Here is a 17,645-nt window from a genome sequence, read left to right as displayed (position 1 = left end):
ACGGTGATGGGTACGGCGGGGCGGTCGCCGACGTGCGGAGGTCGGAGGGGATGTCCGGTGCCCCGCCCGCAGGACCGGAGCGAACGCCGGGGTGCTCAATTCCATGGACCAGGGCCGCCCGCGCCGAGGACGGGGGACCGGGCGTCCCCTCCGACCCACCACCCACAGGGCGTAGGCGCACCGGCCCCAGCCACAGACCAACGCACACCGGCGCACCGGCCCCAGCCCCAGCCCCAGCCCCAGCCCCAGCCGCGAAGCGAACCGGCAAGCCCCGTCAGCCGTTGCACCCGCTGACCAGCGGCGGGTCATCCGGATCCGGGACCTGCGTGGACCATCCGCCGGGTACGTTGCGGATCTGGCGGTCGCGGAAGCGCACCGGGGCGGTGCCGACGCGCCGGGTGAACAGGCGGCTGAAATAGGCCGGGTCGTCGTAGCCGACCCGGCGGGCCACCGCCGCCACCGGCAGCTCGGTTCCCACGAGGAGTTCCTTGGCACGGCCCAGGCGTATGCCCAGCAGGTAGTCCTTGGGGCTGCAGCCGGCGCCGCGGCGTACGGCGGTGCGGAGTTCCGCGGGGGTCATGCCGTGCCGGGCGGCGTGTTCGGCGACCGAGAGGGGGAGGAAAGCGTCCCGGGCGAGTGCCTGGAGGACCGGGTCCCCGTCGGTGTCGGCGCGTTCCCTGCGCAGGGCGACGAGGAGCTCGTGGACCGCGGCCGAGGTCTCCACCTCCAGCAGGGGGTTGCCCCGCCGTGCCGCGCGGGCGATCCGTCCGATGGCGGTCCGGGCCGGCCCGGTGTCCGCGAGCGGCACGAGCGGGCGGTCCGGTTCGATATAGCCGAGTTCGGTGTAGGTCACGGCGGCCGGCCCGGTGAAGTCGACGAAGCTCTCGTCCCAGCCGGTCTCCGGGTCGGCGCCGTAGTGGTGCGGCACTCCCGGCACGATCCACAGCAGGGCGGGGGCGGTCACCGCATGGCGCCGGCCGTCGGGAGCGGTGAACCAGCCACGGCCGGCGCTGATGACGATGGCGACATGGTGGTCGAGGGTGCGCGGGCCGACCGTGGGCAGGGCGCCGTGCTGGAGACCGACCCCCAGGCACACCAGGCCGAGCCGGTGGTGGACCGGGCTCGGGGTGAAGTACCGCATCCAGGTGTGGTACACGTCCGGGCCTCCCGTCGCTCCGTGCCGTTCCGTCGGACCGTCGAACCGTCGAACCGTCCAAACAGATCCGATCTTTGTCCATGGACCGTCACACCGCCAGAGGGCAAGGGTGACCGGGTGCGCCCGGCCGGTGGCGCACGGGAGACGACGCAAGGGCGGGTGACGTGACGCAGTTCGAGGCGGGCGAGCGGGACTTCATGCTGGACGGGCGGCCGGTGCGGCTGCTGTCCGGGGCGATGCACTACTTCCGGGTGCACGAGGCGCAGTGGGACCACCGGCTGGCGATGCTCCGGGCGATGGGGCTGAACTGCGTGGAGACCTATGTGCCGTGGAACCTGCACGAACCGCGGCCCGGTGAGTTCAGGGACCCGGAGGCGCTGGGGCGGTTCCTGGACGCGGCGCAGGCGGCGGGGCTGTGGGCGATCGTCCGCCCGGGACCGTACATCTGCGCGGAGTGGGAGAACGGCGGGTTGCCGCAGTGGCTGACCGGGCCGCTGGGGCGGCGGGTGCGAACGCGGGATGCGGCGTATCTGCGGGCCGTGGACGCCTGGTTCGCGCGGCTGCTGCCGCAGGTCGTGGCGCGGCAGTGCACGGCGGCGGCAGGGCCCGGCGGTCCGGGCGGCGGGCCGGTGATCATGGTGCAGGCGGAGAACGAGTACGGCTCGTACGGCAGCGATGGTGTGTATCTGGCCCACCTCGTGGAGCGGCTGCGGACGCTGGGGGTGCGGGTGCCGCTGTTCACCTCGGACGGGCCCGAGGATCACATGCTCAGCGGTGGTTCGGTTCCGGGCCTGCCGGCCACCGTCAACTTCGGTTCGGGGGCCGGGGAGGCGCTGGCGGTGTTGCGGCGCCACCAGGCTCAGGGGCCGTTGATGTGCATGGAGTTCTGGTGCGGGTGGTTCGCGCACTGGGGGCAGACTCAGGTGCCGCGCGCTCCGGAGGATGCCGCGGCGACGCTGCGCGAGATTCTGGAGTGCGGTGCCTCGGTCAATGTCTATATGGCGCACGGCGGGACGAATTTCGGCGGGTGGGCGGGGGCGAACCGCGCGGGCGAGCTGCACGACGGGGCGTTGCGGTCGACGGTCACCTCCTACGACTACGGGGCGCCGGTCGATGAACGCGGGCGTCCCACGGAGAAGTTCTGGCGGTTCCGGGAGGTGCTCGCCGAGTGGGCGGACGGGCCGTTGCCCCGGGTGCCGGAGCCGCTGCGGGTGCTGGCGGAGCCGGTGCGTGCGGTGGTCGGGGAGTGGGCGGATGCCGGGGACGTGATGGAGGCGCTGGGCGGTGCGGAGACCGAGGGGGGCGCTCCGGCGACGTTCGAGGAGCTGGGGGTGGACCGGGGTGTGGTCCGCTACCGGGTGGCGGTGCCGGGGCCGCGGAGCCCCCGTCCGCTGCGGGTGAGCGGCCTGCGGGACCGGGCGGTGGTGTGGATCGACGGGGTGCGCGGGCCCGTGGTGGACACCGAGGACGCCGTGCTCGGGGAGGTGGGCGGGCCCGCGTCGGTGGAGTTGTGGGTGGCGTCGCTGGGGCGGGTCAACTACGGTCCCCGGCTCGGTGAGTCCAAGGGGATCACCGGCGGGCTGCTGCACGAGCGGCAGTTTCTGCACGGCGTACGGTCGCGGGGGCTGCGGCTTGACGCGGTGGAGGAACCCGGGGCGTTGGCGCGGGTTCCGTTCCGGGCCGTGGAGGAGGCGGGCGGGGCCGCGGGGCTCTACCGGGGGACGGTGACGGTGGCCGGGCGGCCCGGTGATGCCGATCTTGCGCTGCCGGGGTGGAGCCACGGTTTCGCCTGGATCAACGGTTTCTGTCTGGGGCGTTATTGGGGTCTCGGGCCGCAGCGGACCCTGTATGTGCCGGGCCCGGTGCTGCGCGAGGGCGCCAATGAGCTGCTGTTGTGGGAGTGGGAGGGCGCCCCGGCGCTGGTGGGGGACGAGGCGGGGGCGCCCGGTCTGTATCCCTGCGCGGGCGGGCGTTGAGCGGCCCGTGGGGCGGCGGGGCCGCCCCACGGCTCGTCAGATCTCGCGTACCTCGAAGGAGTCCAGGACGAACTCCGCGGTCGCGTCGTCGGCCACCTTGCGCAGCCCCACCCATGCCTCGCCGTCGGCCGGTGCGGTGAACTCGTAGGTGTGGGTGGTGGGTCGGTTGGCGACGGGCAGCGGGGTGCGGGTCAGTTCACGGGGTGCGGGTGTGTCGACGGCGGTGACCCAGGCGTACTGGCCGGCCTTCTCGTTCTCGTAGCGGAAGGTGATGCGGTAGCGGCGGCCGGGGGTGAAGCGGACGGTGTGCGGAACCGTCCGGTAGACGAGTCCGGTGTTCTCGCCGCGTGACTTGAGCGACTGGCCGCCGTCGATGACATCGTCGATGGCCTTGCCGTTCCAGCCGCGCCGGGTGAACGGGGCGTGCCGCTGCGCGATATGGGTGCGGGGGTCGGTGCTGCCGCCCGCGTCGCCCTTGACGAAGACACCCCAGCCCTGGGGCACGTGCTCGAAGTCCTCGTAGGCCAGGGTGCCCGGCTTGGTGGTGGGCCGGGCGGGTACGACGCGGAGGTTGTCGAACCTGACCCGGGCCCGGCCGGCTGCCGCGGTCAAGGCGAGGGTGACCGGGCCGCCGCCCTCGGGGACGGTGAAGTGCGTGAAGAGGCGCTGGAAGCGGGTGCCGGACTTGCGGTCGGCGGCGACGTAGTTGCCGGCGGTGGAGGTGTCGGTCCAGTTGGCGGCGGTGACGCCGTCGGCGGTACGGACCTCCAGGGCGGCCCGCCGCCGCTCCCCCGCCGTGGCGCCGACCTCGACCTGTACGGAGGCGGCGTAGCTGCCGGGGGCGAGCCGGGCGAGTTTCTGGGCGACGGTGGCGGCGGCGCCCGCGTCGATGACCAGTTCGTAGTCGCCCAGCTTGCTGAGCTGGACGGAGGCCGGGCCGGTGACCTGCCGGCCGGCCAGGTTCCCGGAGTGGAAGCCGGGGTCGGTCAGGGGTGTGCCCTCGCCCCAGACGGGGTCGCGCTGCACCGGGGCCTTGCCGCGGTGGACGACGTAGGCCACGCCGGGCCGGGCGGTGAGGGTGATCCTGCCGCCGCTGACCGGGAGCCGGGTTTCCCGGGTGCGGCCCTGGTCGGTGAGCCGGTAGGCGTAGACGGCCGTGGTGCCCGTCCAGCCGCGGGGCAGGGTCCATGTGGTGGTGCCGCCGTGGGGGTTGTAGTGGTAGAGACGGTGCGGGTCGGTGGCCCGGCGGGGTTCCCAGGGGAGCAGGTAGGTGCCGTCGTCGTAGACCAGCCGGCCGTCGGTGGTGATCTTGCGGGTGCCCTCCGCGTCGCTGACGGAGGTCTTGGTGGGGCCCTCGAAGGTGATCTCGTGCGCGCCCCAGGTGCTGATCGGGTACGCCTGGAGGTATTTGGCGGGCAGCGCATCGGTCCAGATGATCGTGTGGAACGCGTTCCAGTCGGTCTTGCCGACCCAGCCCTCGAAGTTGCCCATCCGGGCGTTGCCGAGCAGGGTGGGCCACTTGTCGGCGAAGACGTCCTTGTGGTGGTGGCGCAGGAAGCGGATCAGCCGGGAGTTGATGCCGCGGGAGGTGTCGGGGCCGTAGTCGGTCTCGTTCGCCCAGTGCGACCAGAGGGCGGAGCGTTCCAGGCCGTGGCCCCATTCGGTGGCGATCTGCCAGCCCTGGTCGCGCAGCTGGCGCTGCAGTTGGTCGGAGTTCCAGCCGGACTCGCGGAAGACGTCGAGGTAGAGGGTGTCGAGGGCGGGGTCGGTCTCCTTGCGCAGGTGCGCGAAGCGCCGGGCGATGTCGCCGGAGATCAGATCGCGGCGGGCGTCGATGCGGTAGGACTGGTCGAGCCAGTCCCACTGTTTGTCGTCCTTGTCGACCAGCTGCTCGGAGAAGGCATGGGCGACGGGGTAGGACTCGGTGGCGTTGACGTGCACCGCGAAGTCGCTGTTCCACTTCTTGCCGGCGCGGAGCAGGGCGTTGAGGTCGGCGAGGCCGCCGGCCCGGGTGTTGTAGTTGCCGCCGTAGTCGGGGTGGGCGGAGTCGTGGCCTTCGGACTGGTAGCCCTTGAGGAGGGTGAACTGCCGCAGCCCGTCGGTGGCCAGGGCGATCCGCTTGATGTGGTCGAGGGTGGCGAGGAACGGGTTGGTGGCCTGGCTGGCGAAGTTGAACGGGATGTGCGGGACGACCCGCAGATGCTGTGCGTCGGCGCCCAGCGGCATGACCATGATGTCGCGCAGCGCGATGGCGGCGTCCTGCCAGTCGGTCTTCCCGTCGCCGTTGCGGTCGCCGGTGACGATGACGGTCGCGTACGGCAGCGGGTCGGTGGCGAGGGGGGCACCTCCCGCTCGTGGGGGTCCCCCCGCTCGACCGAAGCCGAGAGTGGAGGAGGAGTCGAGAGCGGGGGAGGAGTCGAGAGCGGGGGACGGCTGCCCGGCCGCCCGGTGGGTCCACTGGCCGCAGCACAGCTGGGCCTTGACCAAGCCGTCGCCCTTGACGGTCTGCCGCCAGAGTCGGCCGTTCTCCCAGGTGGTGGCTCCGGCGGGCTGGTCGTAACAGGTGTTGGTCTCGACGGCGCCGGCCAGCGCGTCGGTGGCGACCACGGCGTAGGCGCAGCCGGTGGGTGCGGCGTCGGCGGGAGTGTCGTCGGTGACCTGCACCAGGGTGTCGCCGCTCTTGGCCTTGTCCAGTTCGATCCGGGCGGCCAGCAGGGCGGCGCCGGGCTGGTCGCTGCGGACGCTCAGCAGGGCGAGGCCGGGAATCTCCAGGGTGCCGATGCGCAGCGCCGGGGTGTCGGCGATGCCGGTGACCCGCCAGGTCGTGCGCCGGTCCCGGACGGCGATCTCGACGGTGATCCTGGTGCCGCCGTCGAAGCCGAGGGTGTAGGTGGCGCGGTCGGCGCGGGTGCGGTGGGTGACGCGGGGGGTGTGGGCGGTGCCGTCGAGGAGGACCTGGGTGACCGGGGTGTCCTGGCCGTGCAGGACGGCGCCGGTGCCGCGGTCGGTGTAGGAGATGATCCGGGGGAAGGCGGTGTCGACCCGGACCTCCAGCGCGTCGGACCGGAGCACCGCCTCGGCGGCGCGGGGTGCGGCGGTGGCGGGCTGCGCGCCGAGCGGGAGGGCGCCGGCGGCCCCGGCGAGCGCGGTGGCGGCGACGACGTTTCTGCGGCTGGGCCCGCGCGGGGCGCCGGTCTGTTCGTTCACGCGCACTGTCCTCCTTCGTGCCTGCACTGCCTGTCGGCGGACAGCGTGCTGCGCGTGCGGGGCGTGCGCCTATGGACAAAGGAGGGGCAGGTGTTGGACAGATGTGGGGCGGCGGGGCGGGGGCGGTGGCGGTGAACACCTCGTTCAGCGCCGCCTTGGAATGGACCAGCTGCACCGACTCGTCGACGAGGACGATGCGGTGGTGATCCCGGGCTACAGGCCAGTGGTGTCCAGCTCAAGGGCCGAACGGCTCCGGAAGACGCACCGTCGTGCCGTACGGGTGGGGGCCCTCCGCCCGCGTGTACCCGAGCCCACCGGGCTCCGAGTACCGCGTCACCGAACGCTCCTGACGGTCGACCAGGAGGTACAGCGGCGCCCCGTACTCCGCGTACCGCCGTCGCTTCACGACCCGGTCCGGCTCCGCGTTCGACTCACTGGTGACCTCGACCACAAGGAGGGTGTCCGCGGGCAGCAGCGCTCCGGCGCCTTTCGCCGCCGCGGCCGGGACGACGGCGATGCCCGGCACGTACCAGTTGGAGGAACCCGGCAGGTCCAGGTTCCCGGACCCGGTGACACAGTCCAGCTCCCGGGCCCGCGCGCGGATCTGGTCGCGGATCGTCTCGGCTGCAGCTTCGTGGTCCCAGGTCGGTGGCACCGGTTCGATGACCCCTTCGACGCGTGGGCGCAGGAGCTCGTCGGTGGTGGCGAGCAGGGCGCGGCCGGGTGGCGGCCGACCGGTGGCGGCCGGTGCGGGGCCGGGTGGCCTCAGGCCGTCGCTCCGCTGTCGAGGGGCAGTACGGCGGTGAGTTCCCAGCCGCCCTCGGCCGCGGGGCCCGCGAGGAGCCGTCCGCCCATCGCCTCGGCCCGTTCGGTGAGTCCGGCCAGTCCGAAGCCGCCGCCGCGGGCCTGTTCGCCGAGGCGGGCCGGTCTGCCGCCGTCGTTGGCGATGCGCAGCTCCGCCCCGAAGGGGACGGACCGCAGGCCGATCCGTACCGCCGTGGCGTCCGCCGCGTGCTTGCGGACGTTGGTCAGTGCTTCGCGGACGATGCGGTAGACCGCCGCGGCCACATCGTCCGGCAGCGCCTGTGCCAGGCCGGTGTCGACGGAGAGGACGACCGGCGGGCCGGTACGGGCGAACGCCTCGGTCAGCGCGCGGACCTCGGCGAGCCCGGCGACCGGGTGGGGGTGTGCCCCGTCCTCGCGCAGGACCCGCACCAGCCGGCGCATCGCGCCCAGTGCCTCGCTGCCGGAGGCCTCGATCCGTTCGAGGGTGGCACCGGCCGGCCGGCCTTCGAGGGCGGTGAAGCGGGCGGCGCGGGCCTGGACGACGATGCCGGTGACATGGTGGGCGACCAGGTCGTGCAGCTCCCGCGCCAGTTCCAGGCGCTCGGCGGCCCGCACGGCCGCGAGATCGCGCAGCCGCCGGGCGTCCTGCCGGCGCAGGATCGCCGAATACGCGGCGACGACCACGGTGAGCACGGCGGAGACGACGGTGAACAGCCCCGGCCGGACGTCCCGCAGCGGAGCGAGGACACAGGCCAGGCCCAGCAGCGGGCCGAGGACGGCGGCGGTGCGGCCGGGCGCCCGGCGGACCACGGCGGTGAGCAGGACGAGCAGGGCGATGCCCTCGCCCAGGCCCCATACTTCGCGCGCGTGCTGCCCGGCGATCAGCGCCGCCGACGCGGTGAGGGAAGCCGCGGCCGCGGTCCCGGCACGGCCGGTCAGCGGGATCCGGTCGGAGGGCACCGCACACAGACAGACCACGATGCCGGCGACCGGCACGATCAGGTGCGGCCGGGCGGGCTGACGGGCCGTCGCCAGGGTCTCCAACCCGACGAGGAGCAGCAGTGCCACCGCGAGTGCGGCCCGGGCGGCGACGGCTTGCCGCGCAGGGGTTCTCGCCCACCGTGCCGGCCGGTTTCCGAGCGTGGCCTGCCGGGCGCGTACCGCGATACGGCCCGGAACGCGCCGTATCCCCGTGCCCTCGCCGTGCTTGCTCACGGTCCGCCGGAGGACAGACCGCTCTCCCAGGCCCAGAAGGCGATCTCGACCCGGTTGCGGGCGTCCAGTTTGTTCTGCACGTTCGCCAGATGGGATTTGACCGTGGACAGCGACAGATACAGTGCGCCGGCGATCTCGGCGTTGGTCCGGCCGCCGGCCAGCGCCCGGACGACGTCCCGTTCGCGGCCGGTGAGCGGCTCGGAGGGGGTGCGGGCCGCCGCCCGCCCCTTGCCGCCGGCCGGGGACAGCTCGCGCAGCAGCCGGGCGGCGACCGAGGGCGAGAGCAGTGAGTGGCCGACGGCGGCGGCCCGTACCGCCTCCACGAGCAGCGCGGGGCTGGCGTCCTTGAGGAGGAAGCCCGAGGCACCGCCGTACAGCGCGGCGTGTACATATTCGTCCAGGTCGAAGGTGGTGACGATGACGATCCCAGGGATGTGCCGGCCCTCGGGGCGGCCGGCGGTGCGCTCGGTCAGCCGGCGGGTGACCTCCAGCCCGTCGGTCCTCGGCATCCGGATGTCCAGCAGCAGCACATCGGGGCGCAGCCGTTCGACGGCTGCGAGGGCGGCCTCGCCGTCGGTGACCTCGGCGAGGACCTCGATGTCGGGCCGGCTCTCCAGGACCATCCGGAAGCCCATCCGGACCACTTCCTGGTCGTCCGCGATCACCACACTGATCGGCATGTCGTTCCTCCTGGGCGCCCTCGGGGTCGCGGGCCGGTGTCCGTCTCCGCTCCGGCCGGCGTATGCGTCTCGCGTCTCCCTCTCCCCCGGCCGGCGTGCTCGTCTCCCCTCCGGACGGCGGTGCTCGGGCCGCTGCTGCGGCCGGGGACGGACCGGTGCACCGGCGGCGGGGGCTTGCCGATCAGCCCTGGACCGCGTTCGGGCGGTCGTCGGCGGGCAGCTCGACGGGGTCGTCCGGGCCGCCGAGCAGCACATAGGCGAGGGTCGCCGCGGAGGCGGCGAGGAGCAGCGCGGCGAGGACCGTGGCCGGGTGGCCGCGGTCGCGTGCCGGGGGACGGGGGCGGGGGCGGGGCTCGGTGGTCATACCGTTCACGGTAGAAAGCCGTCACGGGGTGGCCCATAGGCCGTCCGGTCATCCGTGACGGCACAAGGCCCGGCCGCAAGCACGAGCTTGGTCCCGCGGCGGACGGACCAACGGCCGTGGAGCGAAGGGACCAAGGTCCTGGACCACGGCCGTGGACCGAGGCCGGGGGCTTCGGACCCGGCGAAGGGCCCGGGAATCCGCAGCGGATCCCCGGGCCCTTCGTGTACGTGGTGCGGTTCGTGCGTGGTGCGGTGCGCGTGGGTGGTGCGGATCGCGTACGTGGTGCGGTTCGTGTACGTGATGCGGTGCGCGTGCGTGATGCGGTGCGCGTGCGTGGTGCGGTTCGTGTGCGTGGTGCGGTCAGCCGCCCAGTTCGCCCGCGGCCTTCTTGATGTTCGCGGCGAAGGTGCTCACCTCGCTGTAGACACCGGGCTTGCCGGGGCGTGCGCAGCCCTCGCCCCAGGAGACGATGCCGACCTGGAGCCACTGCCCGGCGTCGTCCTTGCGGAACATCGGGCCGCCGGAGTCACCCTGGCAGGTGTCGATGCCGCCGGTGTCCAGCTTGCCGGCGCAGATCTCGTCGCCGGGCGTCAGCTGGTCGCCGTAGGCCTTCTGGCAGGCGGCGTCGTCGACGAACGGCACGGTGGCCTTGAGGAGGTAGCGCTGCTGGTCGCCGCCTTCCTTGTCGGCGCCCCAGCCGGCGATGGTGAAGTCGCCGTTGTTGAGCTTGTCGTCCTCGGCGATCTTCAGGGTGGGCTGGTCGATCGGCTTGGCGAGCTTGATGAGTGCCCAGTCCTTGCCCTTGCCGTTGTAGCCGGGGGCCTGCAGGACCTTGGTGGAGTTGACCTTGACGGCGTGGGAGTCCTCCAGGTCGGCCACGCCCGCGGTGGCGGTGATGGAGGTGTTGTCGCCGCTGCCGTCGACGCAGTGCGCCGCGGTGAGCACGATGTCCTTGGCGTACAGCGCGCCGCCACAGCCCATCGACAGCCGGACCATGAAGGGGAATTCACCCTGGTCGGCCTTGGTTCCGCCGACGACCTTGGTGTGGACGGAGCCGGACGGGACGGGCGAGGGGGCGGCCGAGGCCGAGCCGGGCTGGAGGCTGACGGCGGCCAGGGCGACGGCGCCGAGGGCAAGGGATCTTTTGAGGGGCTTCCGGTAGCTGCGCAACGGGCTTCCTTTCGTGGGGGGTTGCACGTCGATGACGAGCCCATGCCAACACCGGAGCCGGACGTGGCCGCCGCAAAAGGTGTGTGGAGGACGACCGCACGCCGCAAGGCGACCGGACCCAGTGGGGGATGAGTCCGTAAAGCGCCCTGTGATTATGTGGAGTGGCCGATCGGAGTGACAAGAGTGCGCATCCGGCCAACTCGCCTGCCACACAGGCCCCGTACGGCCCATACCGGACCTTCCCGGCCCCCCGTACAGTGGCCGGGTGACCACGGGCGGCAGTGAGATCGAGCACGGATATCCGCATCTCGACACGGTGCGTGCGGCCGTCCATGCGCTGTTCAAACGCCTGTCGTACGACACGGTGAGCACCTTCGCCACCAGCGTGCTGCCGGTCGATGTGGCCTTCGACGAGACCGAGGACCTGCACCTGGGGGCGCAGCGGGTCGCCCGGGCCCTGCTCCGCCATCTGCATCTGCCGGACGCGCGGACGGTCATCACGTTCCGGGAGATGGAACACGCCGCCACTGTCGAACTCACCGCGGGGCCCGAGTACTTCATCGAGCTCAACGACCGCTTCAAGAAGCACCGCAAGGACATCGGCGCCGCACTGGCCCATGAGGTGATGCATCTGTTCCTGCACCGTCTGGACCTGTCGTTCCCCGGCACCCGGGACAACGAGATCCTCACCGACACCGCGGCCGCGTACCTCGGCGCGGGCTGGCTGCTGCTGGACGCCTACCGCGAGCACGGCCCGTTCTCGCAGAAGCTCGGCTATCTGACGCCGGAGGAATTCGGGTACGTCCTTGCCCAGCGGGCCGAGTTCTTCGGCGAGGACCCGTCGCCGTGGTTCACCAGTCCGCAGGCGTACGACGCGTACACGGCGGGCGCGGCGCGGGCCCGCCGGGACGCCCGCCGGCCGCCGCTCGCCGCCGCCGGCTGGGCCGCCCGGCTGCGCTATGCCAAGGACCGCCGGGCGGCGCAGGATCCGCGGCGCACCGGCCGCCCGCCCGCCACCGGCGACTATGCATTCGAGGGTCCGCCGCCCCTGCGGGTGTCCTTCCCCTGCCCCGCCTGCCACCAGCGGATCCGGGTCCCGGTCCGGGGCCGGCTGCAGGCCCGCTGCGGACTGTGCAAGACGCTGCTGGACTGCGATACGTGACCGACCGGCGGCCGGCTCCCCGGCCGGGCCGGGCCGACAGGGCCACAGGGGGTGTCTCCCCCTGGCCCCACTCCTCCAGCTAGACCCACCCCTCCAGCCCCGCCATGAAACCGTCGAAGTCGTCGCGGTGGATGGTGTGTCCGACGCCGGGCACCGTACGGACCTCGAAGCCGCGGCCGGTCAGCTCGTTCGCCGCCTGCTCGGAGAAGAGGAACCCCTCCCCCGCGAACTGCACCAGCGACGGGACGACCGGCTTCTCGGGCACATGGTCCTGCCGGTGCACGGCGGACAGCGCGAGGGCGGTGGCGGTGTCCCACTGCGCGACCGTGGCCAGCTCGATGTCGAGATCGTCGTCGTTCCACCGCGGATTGAAGGTGCGCAGCATCGCCCGGTCGCCCCGCTTGAACGCGATGAACAGGGCCGGGTCGACGGGCGCCTGGAAGCTCGGGAACGACCAGGCCGGATCGCTGTAGACGGCCCGTCGCGGCTGCAGCCGCTCCACCGCCAGGGACAGCGCCAGGCCGCCCAGCGAATGCCCGATGACGACCTCGGGGGCGGCGGGCAGGGTCTCCACGAGGTCCTCGGCGAACAGCTCGGTGCTGTAGTCGCCGCGCGGGCTGCGGCCGTGGCCGCGCAGATCGACGGCGATGACGCGATAGCCCCGGTCGGCGAGCGCCGGAGCGACGCGGTGCCAGGTGCGGTGATCGGACATCAGCCCGTGGACCAGCACCGCGGTCCGCTCGCCGGTGCCCCACTCGTGGGTGTGCAGCTGCATGCCCGTGTCTCTCCTCGGTTCCCGCGCTCGCCCCCTGCCGGTGTTCCCTGACCCGGTTCCCCGGGCCGGGCCGCACCCGCGCGAGATTACCCGTGTCGGCAGGCGTGGGGGATGCGCCGCGCCCCGTCCGGGCACCGCTCCTGCGGCCCCCGCTCCGTGCGGGCACCGTTCCGCCGGCCCCGCCCCCCGCGCGGGCACCACTCCGCCCGATCCGCACACCCGGGCGGCCCGTTTCCTCAGAGCCAGTCCTTCTCCGGCGTGGCCGCGGCCAGTACGTCCCGGGCGCCGGTGCGCAGCGGTACGCCGTGCGGAACGCACACCGTGTCGACGTCATCGAGGGCGGCGAGCCGCCGGAAGGACGCGATGGCTTCCTCGCGTGCGATGTTGAACGGGCCGAGGACGGCGCGGCGGCCGTCGGGGCCGGTGCCGATGATGTCGCCGGGGAAGAGCAGCCCGCTCGCGGGGAGGTGCAGGGCGATCCCGCCGGGTGTGTGGCCGGGGACGTGCAGCACCCGCACCTGTTCCCCCCAGCCGTCGAGGGTGTCCCCGTCGTGCAGGACGGTATCGACCTCGGCATGGCGCAGCGGCGGCGTCCCGGCGGCCGCCAGGTCCGTCATGACCCCTTCGTGCAGGCGCCGTTCCGCGGGGGTCAGCACCGGCGCGGGCTCGGGGGCGGTGCCACGGATGTACGGGGCGTCCAGTGCACCGGCCAGGACGCGGGCGCCGGTGGCGGCGGCCAGGTCGGCGGCGGAGCCCATGTGGTCCAGGTGGGAGTGGGTGAGCACGATCTGCCGCACCTGTTCCGGCCGGCCGCCGAGCCGGGCGAGGGCGTCGAGGATGGCGGGGGCCGAGCCGGGGACGCCGGTGTCGACCAGCGCGTAGCCGTCGTCGGGGAGGGCGACGACATACACGTGCCCCACGGGGAAGGGGAGTTGCCAGACGGTGGAGGTGATCTCGGTGGGGGTGATCTCGCTGAGTGCGTCCATGGCCCGGACGCTAGCGGGCGGTCGGTCCGCCGCCACCACGGTTTCACCCTGGGCGGACCGCGCGGCGAAGGTGCGTCTCCCCGGCCCCGACAGCGTCGGCGGCATCGGCGGAAAGCGGCCGGAACCTGCCTTGCGCCTGGCACGTCCCATCCGTGACACAAGGAGGCAATGTCATGCGAGGATCCCACCTCTCCCGCACCCGTACCTTCACCGCCGTGCTCGCGCTGGCGGCGGCCGGCGCCGTCGCACTGTCCGGCTGTGGCCAGAACCAGCAGAAGGTGACCCCCGCGGCGCCGCCGAAGAAGCAGGATGCGTTCGAGCAGCGCGCGGATCAGATCGTGCGGGACTGGCCGAAGGTCTCCCCGGTGCACGGCCGGCAGCAGGCGCTGCTGCCGCTGGTCACCGCGGAGCGCCCCGAGAAGACGGGGGTACGGGAGATCACCGTCACCGTCGGGCACAGTGCCTGCGATGTCCGCTTCGGTGCGCGCAGCCATGAGTCGAAGGACCTTGTGGTGATCACCGGCTGGGGCAAGCGGAAGAGCGCCAAGGGGATGTGCACCGAGCAACTGGCCACCGACAAGGTGACCGTGCACCTCAAGAGCGCGCTGGACGGCCGCAAGGTCGTGGACGCGGCGACCGGCAAGCAGCTCCTCAAGGGCTGACCGGCGGGGTGCGGCGTGAGCGCGCGCCCGTTCCGCGGTTCGCGTGAGCGCGCACTCCGCCCACCCCCTAGGCTCGCCCGTATGAGCCCTTCCATCGCCCGCACCACCCGTGTCGAGCTGCCCGGACTGCTGGAGTTCGTCCGCCCCCGTCACCGCGCGATCCTGCTCACCCGCCGCAGCGACGGCACCCCGCAGGGCTCACCGCTGACCTGCGGGGTGGACGACTCCGGGCGGCTGGTCATGTCGACGTATCCGGAGCGTGCCAAGGTCCGTAATGTCCGCCGGGTCTCGTCGGTCAGCGTCATCGTGCTGTCCGACGAGTGGAACGGCCCGTGGGTGCAGATCGACGGCGAGGCCGAGGTCGTCGACGCCCCGGATTCGGTCGAGCCGCTCGTCGAGTACTACCGCAACATCGCCGGCGAGCACCCGGACTGGGACGAGTACCGGGAGGCGATGCGCAAGCAGGGCAAGTCGCTGATCCGGGTGACTCCGCTGCGCTGGGGGCCGGTCGCGACCGGCGGTTTCCCGGCCCGGCTCACCGAGGACGGCGACGAGTAGCCCGCCCTGCCACGGCCCGGCGCGCCGGCCGGGAAGGGCTCAACGGGTGCCGCGGGTACCGCCGTTGACGTTCAGCACCTGGCCGGTGATGTGCCGGGCCGCCGGGGAGGCCAGGAAGGCCACCGTTCCGGTGATGTCGGCGAGGGACCCGGCGCGGCCCACCGCCGCGGCGGCCACCAGGTGGTCGCGTCGCTCGTCGGTGAGCTGGTCGCGGAAGAAGTCGGTGCCGGCGATGTAGCCGGGCGAGACGACGTTGGCGGTGATGTCGCGGGGGCCGAGCGTCCGGGACAGCCCGATGTTCCAGGAGGCAAGGCCGGCCTTGGCCGCTCCGTAGGCGCCGTTGCCGTGGTCGGCGGCGATCGATCCGAGGTGGACGACCGCGCCGCCGGCCGCGAGCCGGTCGTCCAGCGCCCTGGTGGTCAGCGCGGCGCCGAGCAGGTTGGCGTCGAGGTTGGCGCGGAAGTTGCGGGCATAGGCCGCCAGGTCGGTGGCTTCGTCCGCGTCGAGGTCGGTGTTGCCGCCGGCGTTGTTGACCAGGACGTCGATCCGCTCGGGGAGCCCGGCGAGCAGCGCGGTGAGCGCCCGGGGGTCGGTGTGGTCGCACACCAGTGGGCGGACGGTCCGGCGGCCGGCGGCCGTTTCGCCGAGCGGGCCGGGGCGCCGGCCGGTGACGATGACGTCGTCGCCGGCGTCCGCGAAGTGGTGGGCGACGGCGCGTCCGATGCCGGTACCGCCGCCGGTGACCAGGATGGTGCGTGACATATGCTGAGCTCCGTCCATCACGTTAAGGTCTAAATTTAGAGCTGAACGTATCACCCCCAGGAGGGCCCGTGGCAAGAGAATCCGAGGCCAAGGACGACTGCGGCCACCCGGCGGAGCACGCTCCCCCGTACCCCGTCGAGGAGATCGCCGCCGCCTGGGAGCGCGAACGCCCCGGCACCCCGGTCTCCTCCATCGGCATCGTGACGCCGATCTGGCAGCTGGCGAAGCTGCTGGGCGACGACCGGCGCCGGGTGCTGGCCGGCGCCGGGATGGACCCGGCCACCCTCGATCTGCTCAGCGTGCTGCGCCGCAGCGGTGCGCCGTACACCCTCACCACCCGTGAACTCAGCCGCCGTTCCATGGTCACCGCGGGGGCGATCTCCCAGCGGGTCGCCCGCGCCGAGCGCGAGGGGCTGGTCACCCGGCGGCCCGGCGAGGGCCGCCCCCGGACGGTCCTGGTCGAGCTGACCCCGGCCGGCCACGAGAAGGTCGAGGCCACGGTCGGCCAAGTACTGCACCGTGAGGCCGAGTTGATCGACGGCCTGACCCCCGGGCAGCAGGAGCAGCTCGCCGGGCTGCTGCGGATCCTGCTCCAGGACACCCAGCGCAAGCTCGGCGACGACCGGATCAGCCAGGTCGGCGAGGACTGAGAGCCCCGGGGCGGTCGGGGGCGGCGGGAGCGAAGGTGAGGGAGGGGAACAGCGCCTCGTCGGGCAGTCCGAGCTGCGCACGGAAGGCCGTACGGCCCGCCGCGGTGACGGTGAGGATGCGGGTGGCGACGGCCTTGACGACCCAGCCGCGCTCCAGGGCGTGCCGGTAGAGGGCGGCGCCGACCGCGCCGGAGAGATGCCGGCGGCGCACCGTCCAGTCGAGACAGGTGCGGACATGGGCCCGGTGGGCGGCCGAGGGACCGGCGTCGGGGATGCCGAGGGCGGTCAGCCAGCCGGCCCCGGCCATGGTCAGCACCGGGCCGTAGTCCCGCCCCAGCAGGCCGCGTTCGGTCATCGCCTCGACGATGGCGACGCCGAGCGCACCGGCGATGTGGTCGTAGCACGTCCGGGCGTGGTGCAGGGCTCTGCGGTGGTTGGCCTCGGCCAGGGAGCGGATCGGGACCTGGCGATAGGGCGCCAGACCGGCGAGGTTCTCCAGGGTTTCCGCGACCTCCGGCCCGGCCAGGCGTACATAGCGCCGCCGCCCCTGCCGCTCCTCGGCGAGCAGGCCCCCGGAGACCAGGAGGTTGAGGTGCTCGGTGGTGGTGGAGGGTGCCACCGCGGCATATTCGGCCAGTTCACCGGCGGTCCAGGCGCCGCCGTCGAGCAGGGCCATGCAGATGACGGCACGGGTGCGGTCCGCGAGCAGCGCCGCAAGGGCGGCCAGATCGGGGGTTTCCGCGACGCTTTCCTGATCGGCGTCCCATCGTTTCATGTACACAGAGTAACCTCTGATAACATTTCGGTGAGCACCGAATCATCCGGCTTCTATCCTCAAGGCCATGAAGGTCGCGCTGGAGAAGAGCAGTTCGGTCGCCCCGGCGCTGCTGTCCACGGAGAACGACGACGGGACATTCGTGCTGGTCGAGCTGCGCATCCGGTGGGAGCTCGGGCCGGTCGTCAGCGTCTGGCTGCCGGCCCGCGGCCGGACCGCGCAGAATCTCGCGGTGCGCCCGGATGTGGTCTTCAATCTGCCGCCGGACGGAACGGGGACCGGGGAGGGAACGAGCCTCATGCCCTGCTCCGCGGATGCACCGTGGACGGAGCCGTCCGAATTGGTACGGCCGCCCCGACTGGCGCACTGCCCGGTGCAGTTGGAGGCGCGCCGGGTCGGGGAGCGGACGGTCACCGACGGGGCGTGGACGCAGATCGAGGCGCAGGTGCTGCGGGTGCATGCCGATCCGCGGTGGATGGTGCCGCTGAGCGGCCCGGTGAACGGGCTGGAGGCCTGGCATCCGCCGGTGCACGATTTCCGGCCGTCGGGCACTCCCCCGCCACCGGCCGTGCCGGCGCCCGCACGGGAAATGGCACGGCAGTTGGGGCGGCGCTTCCCCGCCGGGAGCGGTGGCGCGTAGGGCGCCCGGGGCGCCGGGCCCGGTCCGGGGGAACGGGCGCGACGGCACAGGCCCGCGGCGCCTGCCCTCCCGGTCGGGGGAGGGGGACAGGCGCCGCGGTTGTTCCGTACGACGTTGTACG

At 73.1% G+C, this 17,645-nt stretch carries 16 protein-coding genes and 1 pseudogene; 6 read left to right on the top strand and 11 right to left on the bottom strand.

The features are described 5' to 3' along the window. Window positions 1-274: 274 nt before the first annotated feature. The gene (locus ACF088_RS38270) at window positions 275-1,156 is read right to left on the bottom strand and encodes a helix-turn-helix domain-containing protein (RefSeq protein WP_392380579.1); all 882 of its coding nucleotides are present in this window, start codon (window positions 1,154-1,156) and stop codon (window positions 275-277) included. Between the two features lie 164 nt (window positions 1,157-1,320). Between ACF088_RS38270 and ACF088_RS38265 the strand changes: the two genes are divergently transcribed. Beyond that, complete coding sequence (locus tag ACF088_RS38265; RefSeq protein ID WP_392380578.1) at window positions 1,321-3,132, top strand: beta-galactosidase; 1,812 nt, start codon at window positions 1,321-1,323, stop codon at window positions 3,130-3,132. 36 nt (window positions 3,133-3,168) lie between these two features. Here ACF088_RS38265 and ACF088_RS38260 read toward each other — a convergent pair whose 3' ends face one another. The 6 genes and pseudogenes from ACF088_RS38260 to ACF088_RS38235 form a co-directional block, all read right to left on the bottom strand. Beyond that, complete coding sequence (locus tag ACF088_RS38260; protein WP_392380577.1) at window positions 3,169-6,339, bottom strand: endo-alpha-N-acetylgalactosaminidase family protein; 3,171 nt, start codon at window positions 6,337-6,339, stop codon at window positions 3,169-3,171. Between the two features lie 213 nt (window positions 6,340-6,552). Beyond that, a pseudogene (locus ACF088_RS38255) lies at window positions 6,553-7,051 on the bottom strand (Uma2 family endonuclease). Window positions 7,052-7,104: 53 nt separating this feature from the next. Beyond that, window positions 7,105-8,193 (bottom strand): sensor histidine kinase, encoded by a 1,089-nt coding sequence (locus ACF088_RS38250; protein WP_392380588.1) that lies wholly within the window; start codon window positions 8,191-8,193, stop codon window positions 7,105-7,107. 143 nt (window positions 8,194-8,336) lie between these two features. Then, window positions 8,337-9,020 carry a response regulator gene (locus tag ACF088_RS38245; RefSeq protein WP_392380576.1) on the bottom strand — a complete coding sequence of 228 codons (684 nt, stop codon included), beginning with the start codon at window positions 9,018-9,020 and terminating at the stop codon, window positions 8,337-8,339. 181 nt (window positions 9,021-9,201) lie between these two features. Beyond that, on the bottom strand, window positions 9,202-9,384 hold the full coding sequence (locus tag ACF088_RS38240) for a hypothetical protein (RefSeq protein WP_392380575.1): 183 nt from the start codon (window positions 9,382-9,384) through the stop codon (window positions 9,202-9,204). 360 nt (window positions 9,385-9,744) lie between these two features. Next, entirely contained in the window at window positions 9,745-10,554 is an 810-nt protein-coding gene (locus ACF088_RS38235) for a S1 family peptidase (protein ID WP_392380574.1), read from the bottom strand. Window positions 10,555-10,819: 265 nt separating this feature from the next. Here ACF088_RS38235 and ACF088_RS38230 point away from each other — a divergent pair, with 265 nt between their 5' ends. Continuing rightward, window positions 10,820-11,716 carry a hypothetical protein gene (locus tag ACF088_RS38230; protein WP_392380573.1) on the top strand — a complete coding sequence of 299 codons (897 nt, stop codon included), beginning with the start codon at window positions 10,820-10,822 and terminating at the stop codon, window positions 11,714-11,716. A gap of 79 nt (window positions 11,717-11,795) precedes the next feature. Here the strand turns inward: ACF088_RS38230 and ACF088_RS38225 are convergent, their stop codons facing one another. Together ACF088_RS38225 and ACF088_RS38220 are read right to left on the bottom strand one after the other, a co-directional pair. Beyond that, on the bottom strand, window positions 11,796-12,491 hold the full coding sequence (locus tag ACF088_RS38225) for an alpha/beta fold hydrolase (protein ID WP_392380572.1): 696 nt from the start codon (window positions 12,489-12,491) through the stop codon (window positions 11,796-11,798). A 236-nt stretch (window positions 12,492-12,727) separates the two neighbouring features. After that, a complete protein-coding gene (locus tag ACF088_RS38220) occupies window positions 12,728-13,477 on the bottom strand; it encodes an MBL fold metallo-hydrolase (RefSeq protein WP_392380571.1) in 750 nt (249 codons plus the stop codon). A 173-nt stretch (window positions 13,478-13,650) separates the two neighbouring features. Here ACF088_RS38220 and ACF088_RS38215 point away from each other — a divergent pair, with 173 nt between their 5' ends. Both ACF088_RS38215 and ACF088_RS38210 read left to right on the top strand, forming a co-directional pair. Then, the gene (locus ACF088_RS38215; protein WP_392380570.1) at window positions 13,651-14,139 is read left to right on the top strand and encodes a hypothetical protein; all 489 of its coding nucleotides are present in this window, start codon (window positions 13,651-13,653) and stop codon (window positions 14,137-14,139) included. A gap of 81 nt (window positions 14,140-14,220) precedes the next feature. Continuing rightward, complete coding sequence (locus tag ACF088_RS38210) at window positions 14,221-14,697, top strand: PPOX class F420-dependent oxidoreductase (protein ID WP_392380569.1); 477 nt, start codon at window positions 14,221-14,223, stop codon at window positions 14,695-14,697. Between the two features lie 39 nt (window positions 14,698-14,736). Here ACF088_RS38210 and ACF088_RS38205 read toward each other — a convergent pair whose 3' ends face one another. Next, a complete protein-coding gene (locus ACF088_RS38205) occupies window positions 14,737-15,459 on the bottom strand; it encodes an SDR family NAD(P)-dependent oxidoreductase (RefSeq protein WP_392380568.1) in 723 nt (240 codons plus the stop codon). 68 nt (window positions 15,460-15,527) lie between these two features. Between ACF088_RS38205 and ACF088_RS38200 the strand changes: the two genes are divergently transcribed. Beyond that, window positions 15,528-16,109: a MarR family winged helix-turn-helix transcriptional regulator gene (locus ACF088_RS38200; protein WP_392380567.1), complete on the top strand. Its 582-nt coding sequence runs from the start codon at window positions 15,528-15,530 to the stop codon at window positions 16,107-16,109. Here the strand turns inward: ACF088_RS38200 and ACF088_RS38195 are convergent. After that, window positions 16,087-16,884, bottom strand: coding sequence for an ArsR/SmtB family transcription factor (locus tag ACF088_RS38195; RefSeq protein WP_392380566.1), 798 nt, complete (start codon window positions 16,882-16,884; stop codon window positions 16,087-16,089). The genes ACF088_RS38200 and ACF088_RS38195 overlap by 23 nt on opposite strands. 67 nt (window positions 16,885-16,951) lie before the next feature. Between ACF088_RS38195 and ACF088_RS38190 the strand changes: the two genes are divergently transcribed. Further along, window positions 16,952-17,524, top strand: a complete 573-nt coding sequence (locus ACF088_RS38190) for a hypothetical protein (protein WP_392380565.1) — start codon at window positions 16,952-16,954, stop codon at window positions 17,522-17,524. The last annotated feature ends 121 nt before the right edge of the window (window positions 17,525-17,645 follow it).

This window comes from Streptomyces sp. NPDC015125 (assembly GCF_043080045.1).
In the GTDB taxonomy this organism is placed as follows: Bacteria; Actinomycetota; Actinomycetes; order Streptomycetales; family Streptomycetaceae; genus Streptomyces.
This window is presented reverse-complemented; position numbering and strand designations above follow the sequence as displayed.